Raw genomic sequence first — 15,487 nt, 5'->3', positions numbered from 1 at the left:
GTACGGCCGAGCCCACGGTCGGCTGGAACCCAACGGCAGCCGAGCACGGCTCGGCTTCACGCGGGAGTGGGCGCCCCATACCGGGGCGCCCACTCCGCCAGGTCAGCGCTTGGCAGCAGTGCTGACCTTCAGTGCAGCGGCATCGACGCGGGTCACGCCCTTGATGCCCTTGGCAGTGGCAACCGCCTTGTCCTTCTCGGCCTGGGAGGCCACCGCGCCGCTCAGGCTGACAACGCCGTTCACGGTTTCCACCTTGATCTCCGTGCCCGGAACGTTGCTGCTGGCCAGCAGGTCGGCCTTCACCTTGGTGGTGATCCAGGTATCGGTCACAGGCTCATTGGAGTCATGGCGATCAGCATGCGTGGCCGGATGGCTGCTGGTCGGCGGGCTCTTGGCAGCGGGATCCTTTGCAAATGCAGCCGAGGAGGACAGCGCCAGGCCCAGCGTCAAGGCAGAAGCAATCAGTGTGCGGGAGGTATTGCTCATCGTGTCGTACTCCTTCGGGATGTGCTGCCAGTCTGGACAAGCCGCCGTAGAGCAGGCGTGGCGCTGCGGTCATGCCGCCGTGAATCGGACCGTTTCCTGGGGCAACGGTTCAGTTTGGCCTGTCACCACCCGTCGTATACCCTGCCCTTCCCACAGCCGGAGCTCTGCCATGCGCCCCGACCTGCAACTGGCCCTGATCGGCTACGGCCTCGCCGGCCGCGTCTTCCATGCGCCGCTGATCCAGCACACACCCGGGCTGGCGCTGCACAGCATCGTCAGTTCGCAGCGCGACACATTGCTGCGCGCGTTCAGCGACGTGCACGTGCGTGCGATGCCGCAGGACGTGTTCGACGATCCGGCCGTGGACGCAGTGGTGATTGCCACACCGAACGCGCAGCACGCGCCGCTTGCAATCGCGGCGCTGGCCGCGGGCAAGCACGTGCTGGTCGACAAGCCGTTTGCGCTGGATGTCGCTGAAGCCGAAGCGGTACTGGCTGCGGCACGCAGCGCCGGCCGCATCGCCACCGTGTTCCAGAACCGGCGCTTCGATGCGGATTTCCTCACCCTGCAGGCGCTGCTGGCCGAAGGCGCACTCGGCGACGTGGCCGAGTGCCATGCGCATTTCGACCGTTACCGGCCGCAGGTGCGCGATCGCTGGCGCGAGCAGGACGGGCCCGGTAGTGGCCTGTGGTACGACCTGGGTCCGCATCTGCTGGACCAGATGCTGGTGCTGTTCGGCTGGCCCGAGGCGATCGATGCGGATCTTGCCGTGCTGCGCCAAGGCGGCAGCGGCATCGATTACTTCCACGCCGTGCTGCACTACCCGCGGCATCGCGCGATCCTCCATTCCGGTTCATTGGTCGCGGCACAGACCCCGCACTTCAGCGTGCATGGCAGCAAGGCAAGCTGGATCAAGCACGGCCTGGACGTGCAGGAGGCGCAGCTGCGCCGCGGTGTGGCACCCGGTGCGCCAGGCTGGGGTATCGATCCGCGGCATGGTGAGCTGGTGCGCTGCGATGCCGAAGACAACGTGCAGCGCACGACGGTGGACAACCTGCCTGGCGACTACCGGCGGCTGTATGCGCAGTTCGCCGCGGCGATGCACGGCGACGGCGAAGCTACGGTCAGCCCGGTGCAGGCACTGCAGTTGATGCAGTTGCTGCAGGCGGGCATGGACAGTGCGCGCGAAGGGCGGCGAATCGCGTTGGGGTGATCGGCAGGGCTGCGCCCTGCACCCGCAGAAGCGGTAGTGCCGGCCGCTGGCCGGCAACCTCAACAGCAAAAGCCGGCTATCCGTGGGATGGCGGGGTGGGTCGGGTTGCGGGGGACGCCGTAAATCCGTCCCTGGAGGCTTGGCCGCGCCATCCATGCCGCAGACACCCCCGCAACCGCCCCCACCTGGCCTTCGGCACTTTCCCGCGATCTGCCAGTAGATCCACGCCATGCGTGGATGACGTGCAAACAATCGGAAAATGCTTTTGCAGAGTCGAGCCATGCTCGACTGCCCCTGGCGCCATGGGGGTCAGCGCCCTTTCCTGCGGAAAGGGGTCCGACCCCGATTGCTTACGACTTCTTGATGGCGTGCCCACCGAACTCGTTGCGCATCGCCGACAGCAGGCGGTCGGTGAACGAGTTGGATTCGCGCGAACGCAGGCGTTCCAGCAGCGACAAGGTGATCACCGGGGCCGGCACGTCCAGCGCGATGGCTTCGGCGACGGTCCAGCGGCCTTCACCGGAATCCTCCACATACGGCGCGATGCCATCCAGCGACGGATTGCGCTTGAGTGCTTCGGTACTCAGGTCCAGCAGCCACGAACGCACCACGCTGCCGTGCCGCCAGACTTCGGCCACCTGGGCAAGGTCCAGCTCCATCTCCTGCTTGCGCTCCATCAGCGCGAAGCCTTCGGCGTAAGCCTGCATCATTCCGTACTCGATACCGTTGTGCACCATTTTGGTGAAGTGGCCAGCGCCGGATGGGCCGACACGCGCCCAGCCGCGGTCCTCGGCCGGTGCCAGCGTACGCAGCAGCGGCGCGATCTGCTCCACCACCGGCGCTTCGCCACCGACCATCAGGCTGTAGCCCTCCTGCAGGCCCCACACGCCTCCGCTGGTGCCGCAGTCGACGTAGCCCAGGCCGTCCTCGGCCAGCGCCTTGGCGCGGCGGATCGAGTCCTGGTAGTTGGAGTTGCCGCCATCGATGACGATGTCACCCTCGGCCAGGTGCGGGGTCAGCTGGCCCAGCGTCTGGTCGACGGTTTCGCCGGCCGGCACCATCAGCCACACCACGCGCGGCACCGGCAGCGCGGCCACCGCGGCGGCCAGCGAATCAACCACCTCCAGGCCGGCCTCGGCGGCGCGCTGGCGGGCCCCTTCGCCCGGGTCGTAGCCGACCACGCGGTGGCCGCCGCGATGCAGGCGCTGGGCCATGTTGGCGCCCATGCGGCCGAGGCCGATCATTGCAATATCCATTGTTTCACCTTCAGTTGGGGTCTAGGGTCAGGCTGCCTGGCCTGCCGGTAGCCGCGCAGTGGCGCAGCTGCGCCTCGCGCCAACGCCGGTAGAGCGTGGTATGCAGATTGTGCACCGCCAGGTCGATCGAAAAGGGGGTTCGCGGGTTGCGGTCAAGCAGGCGGGCGATGTGGTAGCCGATGGGACGTATACCGCGCGGATGCACATAGATCACGAACTGCTGGTAGAACGGATCGTCCAGCAGGCGGTCCATGCGTGCCAGCGTGGCGTGGTAGCGCGGCGCAAGCGCCGCGCGCACCTCAGGGTCGCGCTCGAACAGCAGGCGTTCGAAGTAGCGCTGGCCGGTGCGCGGGATGTCCTGCGCGAGTTTCCATAGTTCGACGTTGCGCTGGTCGTACCAGGCCAGGCCGCCATGCGTGGCCAGCGCCCGCGCAGCGTCCTCGCCCACCTCGACCACCACGAAGTTCTCGGCCTGGTTGCTCAGGTCGTCCAGCGTGCCCTTGTCGTATGCATGCTCGATGAAACCAGGCACACCGACGAACGCCTGGCGCCCCATCGCCGAGGTACGCACTGCCTTGCCATCGGCGAAGAAATCGCCGGCATGCGCGCCAAGCAGGATGCTGTCGGTCCCATGCAGGGCGAGAAAGGTGCCGATCGACAGCTCATCCGCAGAGAACTCGGTATCGAAGGCAGCATCGCCATACAGCTCGCGCTGGGTGGCCAGCTGCGCGACCTGGCGGCCGACACCGCATTCGGCACGCACGGCACCGTTGTAGAACGCCTGCAGCGCCTTGCTGTTGCCCGCGCTGGGAACGAAACCGCGGCCAAGACTGTGCGTACGCTGCCAGCCTTGAGCGCGCGGGCCCTGCAGGCCGAAACCGATCCAGCCCATCTGCAGGCCGGAGAAGCGGAAGCGGGTGTTGGCCTGCAAGGCCGAGGCGGCGCGTTGCGTGGCCGCCCCCAGCTGGAACGCATAGGCGCAGATCGTGGCCGGATCGTCCAGCAACTGCTGCAGCAGCGCTTGGCGTGCAGCAGCGGACATGTGCGCCGGCCAGCGCACGTGCAGATCGCCTGCTGCCTGCGCCTCGGCCAGCGACGCACGGGTGCACACCGCGCCACCATGCACCTGCGGCTCCTTCAGCGCGGCCTCGTCGAAGCGCCAGCCCAGCCGCAGCAGCAGCCCCTGGGCGCAGTCGCCGGCTGTGGCCGCCACGCCCATCACAGGCGCGAGCAACAGGGCCGCGCCCATCAGCCAGCCGTGCACGTTCACCCTTGGTCCGTGCGGACCGGCGCGGGCTCAGGAACTGCTGCGGGTGGTGGCGGCGGTGGCGTGCCCGCAGCCTGTGGCAGGTACTGCTGCAGGCGCTGGAAGAAACGGCGATAGAAATCGGCGTCGGTAACCGTGCTGCTCGCCACTTTCACCAGCGAATCGTCATTGCTGCCGAACGGCAGTGATACCGAGCCCAGTGCACCGACGCCGACACTGGCGGACGTCGGGCTCTTCTTCAACGCATAACGGTCCTGCACGGCGCTTACGAACACCAACGCCTGATCGCCCCGGGGCGCACAGGAGATGCGCAGCACCAGCTGCTCATGGTCGTCTTCGCGCGGCTGGAAGTTCTTGTTGCCTTCCACCTGTGCGTCATCGGCACGGGCGATGGCGTACCCCTGGCTGAGCAGGGTGCGTCGCGCCGCTTCACAGGCATCGCCGGGGCGGCCATCGACGGTACGCGAGAACGTGTCGCCGGAATCGAAGGATTCGCGCAGCAGCGTGCTGTCGGCGGCACGGCCACCACAGGCCGACAGGATCAGGGCGCTGCCAAGCGCCACAACAGCACTGGAAACGAGGGAGGACCGCATGGGTGCTCCTGCGAGGACGGTACCGGCAAGGGTAGCCCCGTTGCTGTGTGCGGCAGGTCGAAAGCACCCGCGTCAGGCGGCCCCGTTTGCAGCCGGTTCATGCACGAAAAAAGCAGAAGGGCCGGCAATGCCGGCCCTCGGGTATCACATACCGTGTCCGGCTCAGTCCGCCCAGCGACCGGCGCCGGTCGACTGCGGCAGCACCTGTGCCGACAGCGGGCGGTCGTTGGCCAGCAGGTTCACCGCATCGGCCAGGATGGACGCCGACTCGCGCAGCAGCGGGTCCGGGCGCTTCTCGGCCGCCTTCTCGCGCGCGGCGTCCTTGACGATGTCGCGCTCGTTGCCCGTCAGGCCGTCATCGCTGCTGTCATCGGCCAGCGGGTCCAGGGCCAGGCCCAGCTCCTTGCGCTGCAGCTGGCGTTCCTTGCGCTGGGCATCCTGGCGCTCACGCTCGGCGCGGCGCGTGGCCTCGTTGAGCGAAATGTACTTCTTGGCCGCCTCGGTGCGGAACTGTTCCACGTCCTCGTTCCACCACTGGAACTCCTTGTCGGTGGCGATGCGTGCGTCGTGGCGGATTTCCAGCTTCGGCAGCAGCGGCGCGAAGTTGCCGTACTGGGTGTGCGGCACGGCGGCGATGCGGGTCCACGGCAGGGCGTTGTCGTAGGTGCTCTCGCCGAACTCGGTGGCGTCGACACTGGCCGGGAAGGCCAGGTCGGGCACCACCCCCTTGTGCTGGGTGCTGCTGCCGCTGATGCGGAAGAACTGGGCGATGGTCAGCTTGACCTGGCCAAAGCGCTGGGTCTCGCCGCTCGGCCAACGGTCGAGGTCGACGATGTTCTGAACGGTGCCCTTGCCGAAGCTGGTTTCACCGATCACCAGGCCACGACCGTAGTCCTGGATGGCACCAGCAAAAATTTCCGAGGCCGAGGCCGAACCGCGGTTGATCAGCACCGCCAGCGGGCCATCCCACGCCACGCCCTGGTTGCGGTCGCTGTTGACGGTGACGCGGCCACCAGACTCGCGCACCTGCACCACCGGGCCCTGCTCGATGAACAGGCCGGTCAGTTCGATGGCTTCATCCAGCGAACCGCCTCCGTTGTTGCGCAGGTCCAGCACCACGCCGTCCAGCTTGTCGTTCTTGAAGCCGGCCAGCAGCTTGGCCACGTCGCGGGTGGCCGAGGCGTAGTCGGCCGCATTGCGGCGACGGCCTTCGAAGTCCTGGTAGAAGGTCGGCAGCTTGATCACGCCGATCCTGCGTGCCGGCTCGCCATTGGCGGCCGGGATGGTCATGGTCTCTCCCTTCGCGGCCTGTTCGGCCAGGCGCACCTTCTGGCGGGTCAGCACCAGGGTGTGGTGCTTGCCGTCGGCACCCTCGGCGGCCGGAATGAATTCCAGCTTCACCTGGGTATCCTTGGCACCGCGGATCTTGGCCACGACGTCGTCGATGCGCCAGCCGATCACGTCCTCGACCAGGCCGGACTTGCCCTGGCCGACGCCGACGATGCGGTCACCCGGCTTCAGCGTGCCATCCACTGCAGCCGGGCCACCGGCGATGATCTCGCGGATCACCACCATGTCGTCCTGCCGCTGCAGCTGCGCACCGATGCCTTCCAGCGAAAGCGACATCGCCTGGTTGAAGTTCTCGGCGGTGCGCGGGGTGAAGTAGTCGGTGTGCGGATCGACAGCGCTGGTGTAGGCGTTCATGAAGAACTGGAAGACGTCCTCGCCCTTCAGCTCGTTGACCGACTTTTCAAGCGTGGCATAGCGCTTGTCCAGCGTCTTGCGGATGTCATCGGGCTTCTTGCCGGCCAGCTTAAGGCGCAGCCAGTCATTCTTCACCGACTTGCGCCACAGCTCATCCAGCTCGGCGCTGCTGGCGGCCCACGGCACCTTCTTGCGGTCGTACTCGAAGCGCTCGTCGGTGGTGAAGTCCGGTTCCTGCTTGAGCAGCTTGCGCGCGTAGGCCACGCGCTCGCCGACGCGCTGCTTGTAGACCGCAAACACCTGGAATGCCGGCTCCAGCTCGCCGCCGCGAATGGCCGAGGAAATGTTGGCTTCGAACGGCGCAAAGCGCGCCACGTCGGCCTGCGTGAAGTACTGCTTGCCGCCGTCAAGCGTCTCCAGGTAGCGCTTGAACACGTCCTTGGACGTGGCCTCGTCCAGCGCGCGCGGGCGGTAGGCATAACGGCTGTCGGACAGCAGGCCGTACACCAGCTTGGAGGTGGTCACCTGATCGGCGGTTACCGCAGCGGGCAATGCCGGCGAGTCGGCCTTGGCCGCCAGCGCCAGCGGCGCCACCAGCGCCAGGGCCATCAGGAATGCGGGGGCTTTGAATTTCATTGACGTGCTCGAAGGCGCCTTGCCAAGGGGGAGACTGCGGGGTGTTAAGACACCACGACAGTGCCGAAAGTTGCCGGGTTTGTCACCCGGCCGCGCTCGGTGGAAAACCAGCCTAGCCGGGCCGGTGTAGCAAATTGTGAATGCATGTAGAGCCGAGCCCATGCTCGGCTGGCCGGCAGCAAGCAGCCGAGCATGGGCTCGGCTCTACGGCAGGCAGAGGTGTGCGGACCAAGGGTCCGCACCCACAGGAGAAGTAGCTCCCACCCACCGGCAGGGTGTCAGGAAATGCCGGCGCCCTTGGCCTGGACGTCGGCGTGGTACGACGAGCGCACCATCGGGCCGGAGGCCACGTGGCTGAATCCCAGCTCGTAGCCGTAGTCCTCCAGCGCCTTGTAGTCCTCGGGAGTCCAGTACTTCAGTACCGGGTGGTGATGCGCGGTCGGCTGCAGGTACTGGCCGATGGTGATCATGTCCACATCGTGCGCGCGCAGGTCGCGCATGGTGGCCTTGATCTGTTCGAAGTCTTCGCCCAGACCCAGCATGATGCCGCTCTTGGTCGGCACGCCCGGGTGCTGCGCCTTGAAGTTCTTCAGCAGGTTCAGCGACCACTGGTAGTCCGCACCCGGGCGCACATTGCGGTACAGGTCCGGTACGGTTTCGATGTTGTGGTTGAACACATCCGGCGGGTTCTGCGCCAGGATCTCCAGCGCGCGCTCCATGCGGCCCTTGCCACGGAAGTCCGGCGTCAGCACTTCGATGCGGGTACCCGGCGACTTTTCGCGGATGGCGGTGATGCAGTCGACGAAGTGCTGGGCACCGCCGTCACGCAGGTCATCGCGGTCGACGCTGGTCACCACCACGTACTTCAGGCCCATGTCGGCCACGGTCTGGCCGAGGCTGGCCGGTTCGTTGGCATCCGGCGGCTTCGGGCGGCCATGGGCCACGTCGCAGAACGAGCAGCGGCGGGTGCAGACCTCGCCGAGGATCATGAAGGTGGCGGTGCCATGGCCGAAGCATTCGTGGATGTTCGGGCAGCTGGCTTCCTCGCATACGGTCACCAGGCGGTTTTCGCGCAGCTTGGCCTTCAGGTTCTGCACGGCATTTCCCGAGGGAATGCGCACGCGGATCCATGACGGCTTGCGCAGCACCGGCGCGTCGGCGAACTGCACCGGCGAGCGGTTGATCTTGTCACCGCCCAGCTGCTTGACCCCGGCCTGCAACGGCGCGGCGGATGGGGAGTCGCCCTGCACGATCTGCAGGGGAATGGAACGGGCGGTGGTTTCAGTCATGGCAGTTCCGGGAGCGGTCAGGCGGCCGCAGAAAGATCGGGCAGTTCGTGCGTGGGCTGGAGCAGCAGGCCGAACTGGCGGGCCAGGTGCTCCAGCAGTACCGGCTTGACGGCCTCCATGCCGGAGGGCCCGCCCAAGTCTACTACCGAGGTCACCTGCAACCCCTGATAGCCACAGGGATTGATGCGGTGGAAGGGTTCCAGGTCCATGGCCACGTTGAAGGCCAGCCCATGGAAGGTGCAGCCGCGCCGCACACGGATGCCGAGCGCAGCGATCTTGGCACCACCGACGTAGACGCCCGGGGCGCCCTCGCGGCGTTCGGCACCGATGTTCCACTCGGCCAGCGTATCGATGAGGGCCTGCTCGATGCGGCACACGTAGTCGCGGACCCCGATCCCCAGCCGCGGCAGGCGCAGCAGCGGATAGACCACGATCTGGCCGGGACCGTGGTAGGTCACCTGGCCACCTCGGTCCACGTGCAGCACCGGGACCTCACCCGGTGCCAGCACGTGCTCGTCCTTGCCGGCCTGGCCCAGGGTGAACACCGGGTCGTGCTCGACCACCCACAGCTCGTCGGCATCGTTGTCGTTGCGCTGGTCGGTGAAGCGCTGCATGGCGCGCCATACCGGCTCGTAGGCCTGGCGGCCGAGGTCACGGACCACCGCCGGACGCGGCGCGCGGTGTTCCGGGGCGGCTTCGGCCGGGCAGCTGTCGGCTACAGCGTCCACTTCACTTCCGGGTGGTCGCGCAGCGCCTGGTGCGCCAGGTCGTACTGCTCGCGGCTTTCGGCCTTGAACACGATGCGGACGGACACGTACTTGCCGTTGGAGGAGTGCTTCCAGCTGATGCGTTCGTTGACCACATCGATGCCGGCAGCCAGCAGCAGGCGGGGGAGCTCATGTTCCAGGCCGCGGTTGGCCGGGCCCATGGCGCTGAGCTCGAACTGGCCGGGGAACTGGAAGCCGTGGTCGGGGTTGTCGGACTTGATTTCCATGAAGCCATTATCGGGCCGCAGGGCAACAAACCCAAGAGTATTCATCAACGTCAAACGGCGCACTGGTGAGTCGCTGCGTTGCAGCTGAACAGACGTTCAGCATTGGTCATTGCCCCAAAGCCCGCTACAGGAGGGTTCAGGATTGTCCTCACGAGACAATGTCGTTTTCGGAACAGACAAGTGATTCGAACGCGCTCGTTCCGTCACGTCCCCGCGAGTACCGTGTCGCGGCATACAACGACAGACAGAACAAAGCCCTCCCAATGAGTCCCCCTTCCCACCGCCGCCTTGCGGCCCTCGGCCTGTACGGCCTGCTGGCTGCTGCCCTCCCGCTTGCCGCCCAGGCGGCCGAACAATGTGGCCCGGACGCGATGCGCGACCATCCGCCGCAGGTCAATTTCCGCGTCGACAACGACCTGTTCGGCGGCCGCCACCAGGACCAGGGCTATACCAACGGTGCGCTGTTGACCCTGGTCTCCCCCAATCTGGTCGATTACACCGACGACCCCTGCCTGCCGCGCATGGCGCGCTGGGTGAACCGGTACCTGGAAGGGCTGCATCCGGGCAGGTTCGAACAGCAGAACATGATCTTCAGCATCGGCCAGGGGATTTTCACCCCAACCGATTTCAGCCGCAGGGACCTGATCGAGGACGACCGCCCTTACGCCGGCGTGCTGATCGCAAACTTCGGTTTCAATGCGCGCAGCGGCGACCGCCTGCAGACCACCCAGCTGACACTGGGCGTGGTCGGCCCGTGGGCGCAGGGCAAGCAGGTGCAGAATGCCGTGCATGAAGTGTTGGGCGACGAGAAATTCAAGGGTTGGGACAACCAGCTGCACAACGAACCACTGTTCATGCTGACCCATGAGCGCATGCGCCGCTGGCCGGGCGATGCCAGCGTCAATGCCGACGGTTGGGGTTGGGACGCGATCAGCCACTACGGCGGGTCGATCGGCAACCTGGAAACCAAGGCCAATTTGGGCGGTGAAGTGCGCTTCGGCTGGAAGCTGCCGGATGACTTCGGCAGCACGCCGTTGCGCCCGGCAGGTGAGAACACGGCGCCGACCCGCGGCGGCCGCCCAAGCGGGTGGTCCTGGCACCTGTTCGCGACCTCCGACGCTGCCTGGGTGATCCGCGACATCACGCTGGATGGCAACACCTTCCGCAACAGCCACAGCGTGGACAAGCGCCATGTGGTGGCCTACGGCGGGTACGGCGTGGCGGTGATGTACGGCCGCTGGAAGTTCGCTGCCGCGCGGTACCACAGCACGCGCGAATTCAACGGCCAGCGCCAATCGCCGGTGTTCGGCAGCTTCACCATCAGCCGCTCGCTGTAGGCGAGGCGCTGAGGGTGAAGCGGGTAGGTGCCGACCGTTGGTCGGCACACCGGTTACTGCATCGCTCGCTGCAAGTGAGGCGCTGCCGGTAGTGCCGGCCGCTGGCCGGCTCTCGCATTTCCGGATTGATTCATGGGGAGCCGGCCAGCGGCCGGCACCCCCCCCATCCGCATCCGACATCCCGGAACGAAAAGGCCGGCATACGCCGGCCTTTTCATTCACCACGCCGGGGCGTGGATCATTCCGATTCCCACCACATCCAGAAGCTGTCCCACAGGCGCTTGAAGAAGCCGGCCTGTTCGACGGCAGCCACGGCAACCAGCGGCGCTTCGGCGACGACCTTGCCGTCCAGCGTGACCTTCACGGTGCCGATCTGCTGGCCGGCAGTGAACGGTGCCTCCAGGGTCTTGGGCACGTCGATGCTCGGCTTCAGGTCGTTGTAGCGGCCGCGCGGCACGCTGACCAGCATCGGCTGCGCCACGCCCAGCTGCACCTTGTCGGCGGTGCCCTTCCAGACCTTGTGCTCGGCCACGGGCTTGCCCGGCTCGTACAGGCGGTGGGTCTCGAAGAAGCGGAAACCCCAGTTCAGCAGGGCCAGGCTGTCATCAGCGCGCTGCTTTTCCGACGCACCACCCAATACCACGGCGATCAGGCGCTGGTCGCCGCGCTGCGCCGAACTCATCAGGCAGTAACCGGCTTCGGAGGTGTGGCCGGTCTTGATGCCGTCGACGCTGCCATCTCGCCACAGCAGCAGGTTGCGGTTCGGCTGCTTGATGTTGCCGACCTGGAATTCCTTGATCTTGTTGTACGCGTAGGTTTCCGGGTAATCACGCACCATCGCGCGGCCCAGCAGTGCCAGGTCATAGGCGGTGCTGTGGTGGCCTTCGGCGGTCAGGCCGTGGGCGTTGACGAAGTGCGAGTTCTTCATGCCGATCTTGGCGGCGTAGCTGTTCATCAGCGACGCGAAGGCTTCTTCGCTGCCGGCCACATGCTCGGCCAGGGCGATCGCGGCGTCATTGCCGGACTGGATCGCCATGCCCTTTTCCATGTCTTCCAGGCGTGCGGTCTGGTTGACCGGGAAGCCGCTGTAGCTGCCATCGGTGCCGGCGCCGCCTTCGCGCCAGGCGCGCTCGCTCATCATCACCTGGTCATCCGCACGGACCTTGCCGTTCTTGACCTCGGCGGCAACCACGTAGGACGTCATCACCTTGGTGATGCTGGCCGGGGCCAGCTGCTCGTGGATGTTTTCGCCAGCCAGCACCTGGCCGGTGGCGTAGTCCATCAGCACCCAGGCCTTGGATACGCTCGGCACCGGCGCCGGGGGGGTGGCAACGGTGGCCGGGGCGGCGGCGGCAGGCGCAGGCGTGGCCGGGGTCGGCAGCGGCGTCTGGGCGGAAGCCAGGCCCACCACCAGGGTGGCGGCCAGGGCGGTGGCGGCGGAACGGAAATTCATTGGACAGCAGGCTCCAGGGGACGGCCAGGAATGGAGGGTGGAACGAAGCGGCCATTGTAAGGCCGGGCGAGCCTGGGCCGGCAGCACCAGCCCAGGCGGGTCAATCCTTGACGATCTGCGGCGAACCCAGGCCCAGACCGGCGATGCGGCCGACAAGTTCCGCGGCACTGGCATGGTCGCTGGCGGGAACGCGCAGCCGGAACAGGGTGCGGCCACCGGCGGCGATGTCGCTGATGGTCGCGCCGACAATGCCGGCCGCGTTGAGCTGGCCCATCGCGCGGTTGGCATTGTCGCGGCTGGAGAAGCTGGCGACCTGCACCATCACCGCGCCGACCACCTGCTGCGACAGGCTGGGGGCTGCTGCGGTGGCGGGCACCGTACGCACTGCGGCCGGCGCGACCGTGCGCGGCGCGGCGCTGGCGACTGCAACCGGCGCCATTGTGGGGCTGCGCACCGGCGGTGCGCTCGGCGGCAGGCTGCTGACCGCCACGTCCGGCACCGCGCTGGCCACGCCCTGTGTGGTGGCCGGCTGGCCACGCGCAGGCGTGGCGTCGGCCGGAAGGCGCTTGACCAGGCGATCGATGTCGCTGTCGGCGGTGGCACGCGCAGCCGTTACCGGGCGCGTACTGGCCGCCGCGACAGCCGTTTCGGCGGCACGGCGCTCGCGGCGCGACGGCTTCTGCGCCAGCAGGTTGCCCTCGCCCGGCTGCAACGCGCGCACCTCCACATTGCCGGTACCGCGCTGGGTGATGCCCAGCCGCACTGCGGCGGCATAACTGAGGTCGACCACACGGCCATCATGGAACGGGCCACGGTCGTTGACGCGCACGATCACCGACTCGCCGTTGTCCAGGTTGGTCACACGGGCGAAGCTGGGCAGCGGCAGCGTCTTGTGCGCGGCGGTGAACTGGTACATGTCGTAGACCTCGCGGTTGGAGGTCAGGCGGCCGTGGAACTTGGCGCCGTAGTACGACGCGGTACCGCGCTCGACATAATTGCGGGTGTCGTCGAGCACCTTGTACGACTTGCCCAGCACCACGTACGGCGACTTGTTGCCGATGGCCGAACGCTCTTCGGCGGTCACTTCCGGCTCGGGAATGCAGGCGACGTTGGGAATGTAGTCCGGGGTGCTGTCGCGCACGCCTGGCTTGTACAGCCCCCCGGCGGTGTAGTTGCCGCGCGTGTTCGGGTCTTCCTTGGCCGCGGCATAGGGCGAGCCTTCCGGGCAATGCGCCGGGCGCGAGCCCCGACCCTGCACCACCGTGCCGCTGGGCTTGCCACCGTGGCCGGCCGTGGCCGGCTTCTTCGGCGCACTGCTGCAGGCAGCCAGCGCGAGGACGATCAAGCTCGGGACCAGCCATCTGATGTTCATGCCGGGGGCAGCTCCTGTCCGGCGATGGCCTGCGACAACTGGAACACGGCCATCGCGTACATCTTCGAGAGGTTGTAGCGGGTGATCGCGTAGTAGTTCTGGAAGCCCAGCCAGTACTGCTTGCCGGTGCTGCCCTCAAGCGTGATCGGCGTTGCGGTGGCGCCCGGCTGCACCGTAGCGCTGGGCTGGTAGCCGCGCTGGGCTAGGTCGGCCAGCGACCAGGTCGGCATCCATTCGGTCGGGTTGAACTCCTCGCGACCCGGCGCCAGCGTGGCCGGTACGGCCACCTGGCCACCACGGACCCAGCCGCCCTTCTTCACGAAATAATTGGCGATGGACGAGAACACATCGTCGTAGCTGGTGAACAGGTCGCGACGGCCATCGCCATTACCGTCCACGGCGTAATCGAGATAGCTGGACGGCATGAACTGGCCCATGCCCATCGCACCGGCATAGCTGCCCTTGAGCGTGGTGATGTCCAGCTTTTCCTCACGGCCCAGCTCGAACAGCTTGGCCAGCTCATCGCGGAAGAACAGCTCGCGGCGCACTTCGCGCTCCAGCTTGGCCGGGTCGCCACTGCGCGGGTAGTAGAACGCCAGCGTGTACAGCGCATCGAGCACGCGATGATTGCCCGCATTCTTTCCGTAGCTGGTTTCCACGCCGATGATCGCCACGATCACCTCGGCCGGCACGCCGGTGCGCTGCTGCACGCGATCCAGTTCGGCACGATGCTGGGCCAGGAACGCGCGGCCGCCATCGATGCGTGCCTTGCTGATGAACATCGGCCGGTACTCGTTCCACGGTTTGACCCGTTCGGCCGGACGCGACATGGCGGCGATGATCGGCTGGCGCACCTGCGCCTGGTCGAGCACGCTGCTGATCTGCTCCGGCCTCAGGCCATAGCGCTTGGCGGTATCGGCAATGAAGCGGGCCCGTGCAACCTCGAACGGCACCGGGGTGAGATCGACCGGCGGTGCGGTGGCGGCAGCGGCTTCAGGCGCGGCCTCGGCCGGACCATGGGCCTTGGCGGACGGCTGGCGCGGCGTGCTGCTGGCCTGCGGCGAAGACGGTGGGGACTTCGGCTGGGTCGCGCAGGCGACCAGGCCGAGGGTGAGCATGCAGGCCAGAGTGCGTCGAATCATCGTCGCAGGTTAGCAGGTCATGGATGAATTAAAACCCCTAACACCATGAATCACAACGATTTGCCCCGTTCAGCGGGAAATGTGAAGACGTCGTGATCGGGCTTCCCCATTCAGATAGAGGTGGCCGGTTGCGTCCCCATCCCCGCAGACGCAACCGGCGACCGGATCCGGTCGGTACCTGCGCGGCTGCCGCTCCCCAGTGACAGTTCCCCGCGCTCCCTGTACCCGTTGGATCAGTACTGCTCCCGCCCGACGCCCCCTCGCGCTGCATCGATTGACGGCGCGCCGTGCCGAACGGGCCGCCATTGTGCAGGCCGATTACGACAAGTCCATTGATCAAGATCAACGCGGCGTAAAAGTGTGAACCAGCTAACGTTTTTTGCGGACTTTGGTCAGCGGGTGTGCTGTCGTGCAGCGTTGTGAGAACGCTTCCATAACTGGCGTTGCGCAGAGTCAGGAAGTTTCCAGCCATCGGCGCAGCCCCTCGTGGGTGGTGTCTGGGTGGTCGCGGAAAGGAGAAGCCGCGGGTGGGCCGGTCGGGTTGGGTACGCGGGGGACGCCGTGAATCCGTCCCTGGAGGCTTGGCAGCCGCATCCATGCGGCTGACTGATCTGGCCCCCCGTCAGCGGACGCCAAGAAGCGATACTTTGATCGCACCTGGAGGTCCCTTATGTCCCGTATCACCCGTCGTAGCTATACCGATGAGTTCAAGCACCAAGCCGTGGAGTTGGCCGAGTCGCTCGGG

13 protein-coding genes are annotated in these 15,487 nt (G+C 66.8%); 2 read left to right on the top strand and 11 right to left on the bottom strand.

What is annotated here, in order from left to right; translation table 11 throughout:
• Nucleotides 1-102: 102 nt before the first annotated feature.
• Nucleotides 103-486 (bottom strand): BON domain-containing protein, encoded by a 384-nt coding sequence (locus tag AC5P7R_RS20390; RefSeq protein ID WP_019660668.1) that lies wholly within the window; start codon nucleotides 484-486, stop codon nucleotides 103-105.
• Between the two features lie 169 nt (nucleotides 487-655).
• Here AC5P7R_RS20390 and AC5P7R_RS20385 point away from each other — a divergent pair, with 169 nt between their 5' ends.
• The gene (locus AC5P7R_RS20385; RefSeq protein WP_021204678.1) at nucleotides 656-1,699 is read left to right on the top strand and encodes an oxidoreductase; all 1,044 of its coding nucleotides are present in this window, start codon (nucleotides 656-658) and stop codon (nucleotides 1,697-1,699) included.
• A gap of 350 nt (nucleotides 1,700-2,049) precedes the next feature.
• Here the strand turns inward: AC5P7R_RS20385 and gnd are convergent, their stop codons facing one another.
• From gnd to AC5P7R_RS20350, 7 genes are all read right to left on the bottom strand, one after another.
• Nucleotides 2,050-2,955 carry a phosphogluconate dehydrogenase (NAD(+)-dependent, decarboxylating) gene (gnd, locus tag AC5P7R_RS20380; RefSeq protein ID WP_111098686.1) on the bottom strand — a complete coding sequence of 302 codons (906 nt, stop codon included), beginning with the start codon at nucleotides 2,953-2,955 and terminating at the stop codon, nucleotides 2,050-2,052.
• A gap of 10 nt (nucleotides 2,956-2,965) precedes the next feature.
• Nucleotides 2,966-4,204 (bottom strand): hypothetical protein, encoded by a 1,239-nt coding sequence (locus AC5P7R_RS20375; RefSeq protein WP_134730126.1) that lies wholly within the window; start codon nucleotides 4,202-4,204, stop codon nucleotides 2,966-2,968.
• 17 nt (nucleotides 4,205-4,221) lie between these two features.
• A complete protein-coding gene (locus AC5P7R_RS20370; protein ID WP_019660672.1) occupies nucleotides 4,222-4,815 on the bottom strand; it encodes a DUF2242 domain-containing protein in 594 nt (197 codons plus the stop codon).
• 162 nt (nucleotides 4,816-4,977) lie between these two features.
• A complete protein-coding gene (locus AC5P7R_RS20365; RefSeq protein ID WP_227854289.1) occupies nucleotides 4,978-7,155 on the bottom strand; it encodes a carboxy terminal-processing peptidase in 2,178 nt (725 codons plus the stop codon).
• A gap of 278 nt (nucleotides 7,156-7,433) precedes the next feature.
• Nucleotides 7,434-8,444, bottom strand: coding sequence for a lipoyl synthase (gene lipA / locus AC5P7R_RS20360; RefSeq protein WP_019660674.1), 1,011 nt, complete (start codon nucleotides 8,442-8,444; stop codon nucleotides 7,434-7,436).
• 17 nt (nucleotides 8,445-8,461) lie between these two features.
• Nucleotides 8,462-9,172: a lipoyl(octanoyl) transferase LipB gene (gene lipB / locus AC5P7R_RS20355; RefSeq protein ID WP_227854290.1), complete on the bottom strand. Its 711-nt coding sequence runs from the start codon at nucleotides 9,170-9,172 to the stop codon at nucleotides 8,462-8,464.
• On the bottom strand, nucleotides 9,160-9,438 hold the full coding sequence (locus AC5P7R_RS20350; protein WP_005411067.1) for a YbeD family protein: 279 nt from the start codon (nucleotides 9,436-9,438) through the stop codon (nucleotides 9,160-9,162). Before AC5P7R_RS20350 ends, lipB begins: the two co-directional genes overlap by 13 nt.
• Before the next feature lie 263 nt (nucleotides 9,439-9,701).
• On the opposite strand from AC5P7R_RS20350, the gene AC5P7R_RS20345 reads away from it, so the two are divergent.
• The gene (locus AC5P7R_RS20345) at nucleotides 9,702-10,775 is read left to right on the top strand and encodes a lipid A deacylase LpxR family protein (RefSeq protein ID WP_021203734.1); all 1,074 of its coding nucleotides are present in this window, start codon (nucleotides 9,702-9,704) and stop codon (nucleotides 10,773-10,775) included.
• 238 nt (nucleotides 10,776-11,013) lie between these two features.
• On the opposite strand, the gene AC5P7R_RS20340 is transcribed toward AC5P7R_RS20345, so the two are convergent.
• The 3 genes from AC5P7R_RS20340 to mltB form a co-directional block, all read right to left on the bottom strand.
• Nucleotides 11,014-12,228, bottom strand: coding sequence for a D-alanyl-D-alanine carboxypeptidase family protein (locus AC5P7R_RS20340; RefSeq protein WP_021203735.1), 1,215 nt, complete (start codon nucleotides 12,226-12,228; stop codon nucleotides 11,014-11,016).
• A gap of 100 nt (nucleotides 12,229-12,328) precedes the next feature.
• Nucleotides 12,329-13,600, bottom strand: coding sequence for a septal ring lytic transglycosylase RlpA family protein (locus tag AC5P7R_RS20335; RefSeq protein WP_019660679.1), 1,272 nt, complete (start codon nucleotides 13,598-13,600; stop codon nucleotides 12,329-12,331).
• On the bottom strand, nucleotides 13,597-14,742 hold the full coding sequence (gene mltB / locus AC5P7R_RS20330) for a lytic murein transglycosylase B (protein ID WP_227854291.1): 1,146 nt from the start codon (nucleotides 14,740-14,742) through the stop codon (nucleotides 13,597-13,599). The genes AC5P7R_RS20335 and mltB overlap by 4 nt, the downstream gene beginning before the upstream one ends.
• Nucleotides 14,743-15,487 lie beyond the last annotated feature (745 nt).

The organism is Stenotrophomonas sp. YJH_SMC_27 (genome assembly GCF_059369815.1).
Note: the sequence above shows the minus strand (reverse complement) of the source record. Positions and strands in the feature narration are given on the sequence as shown.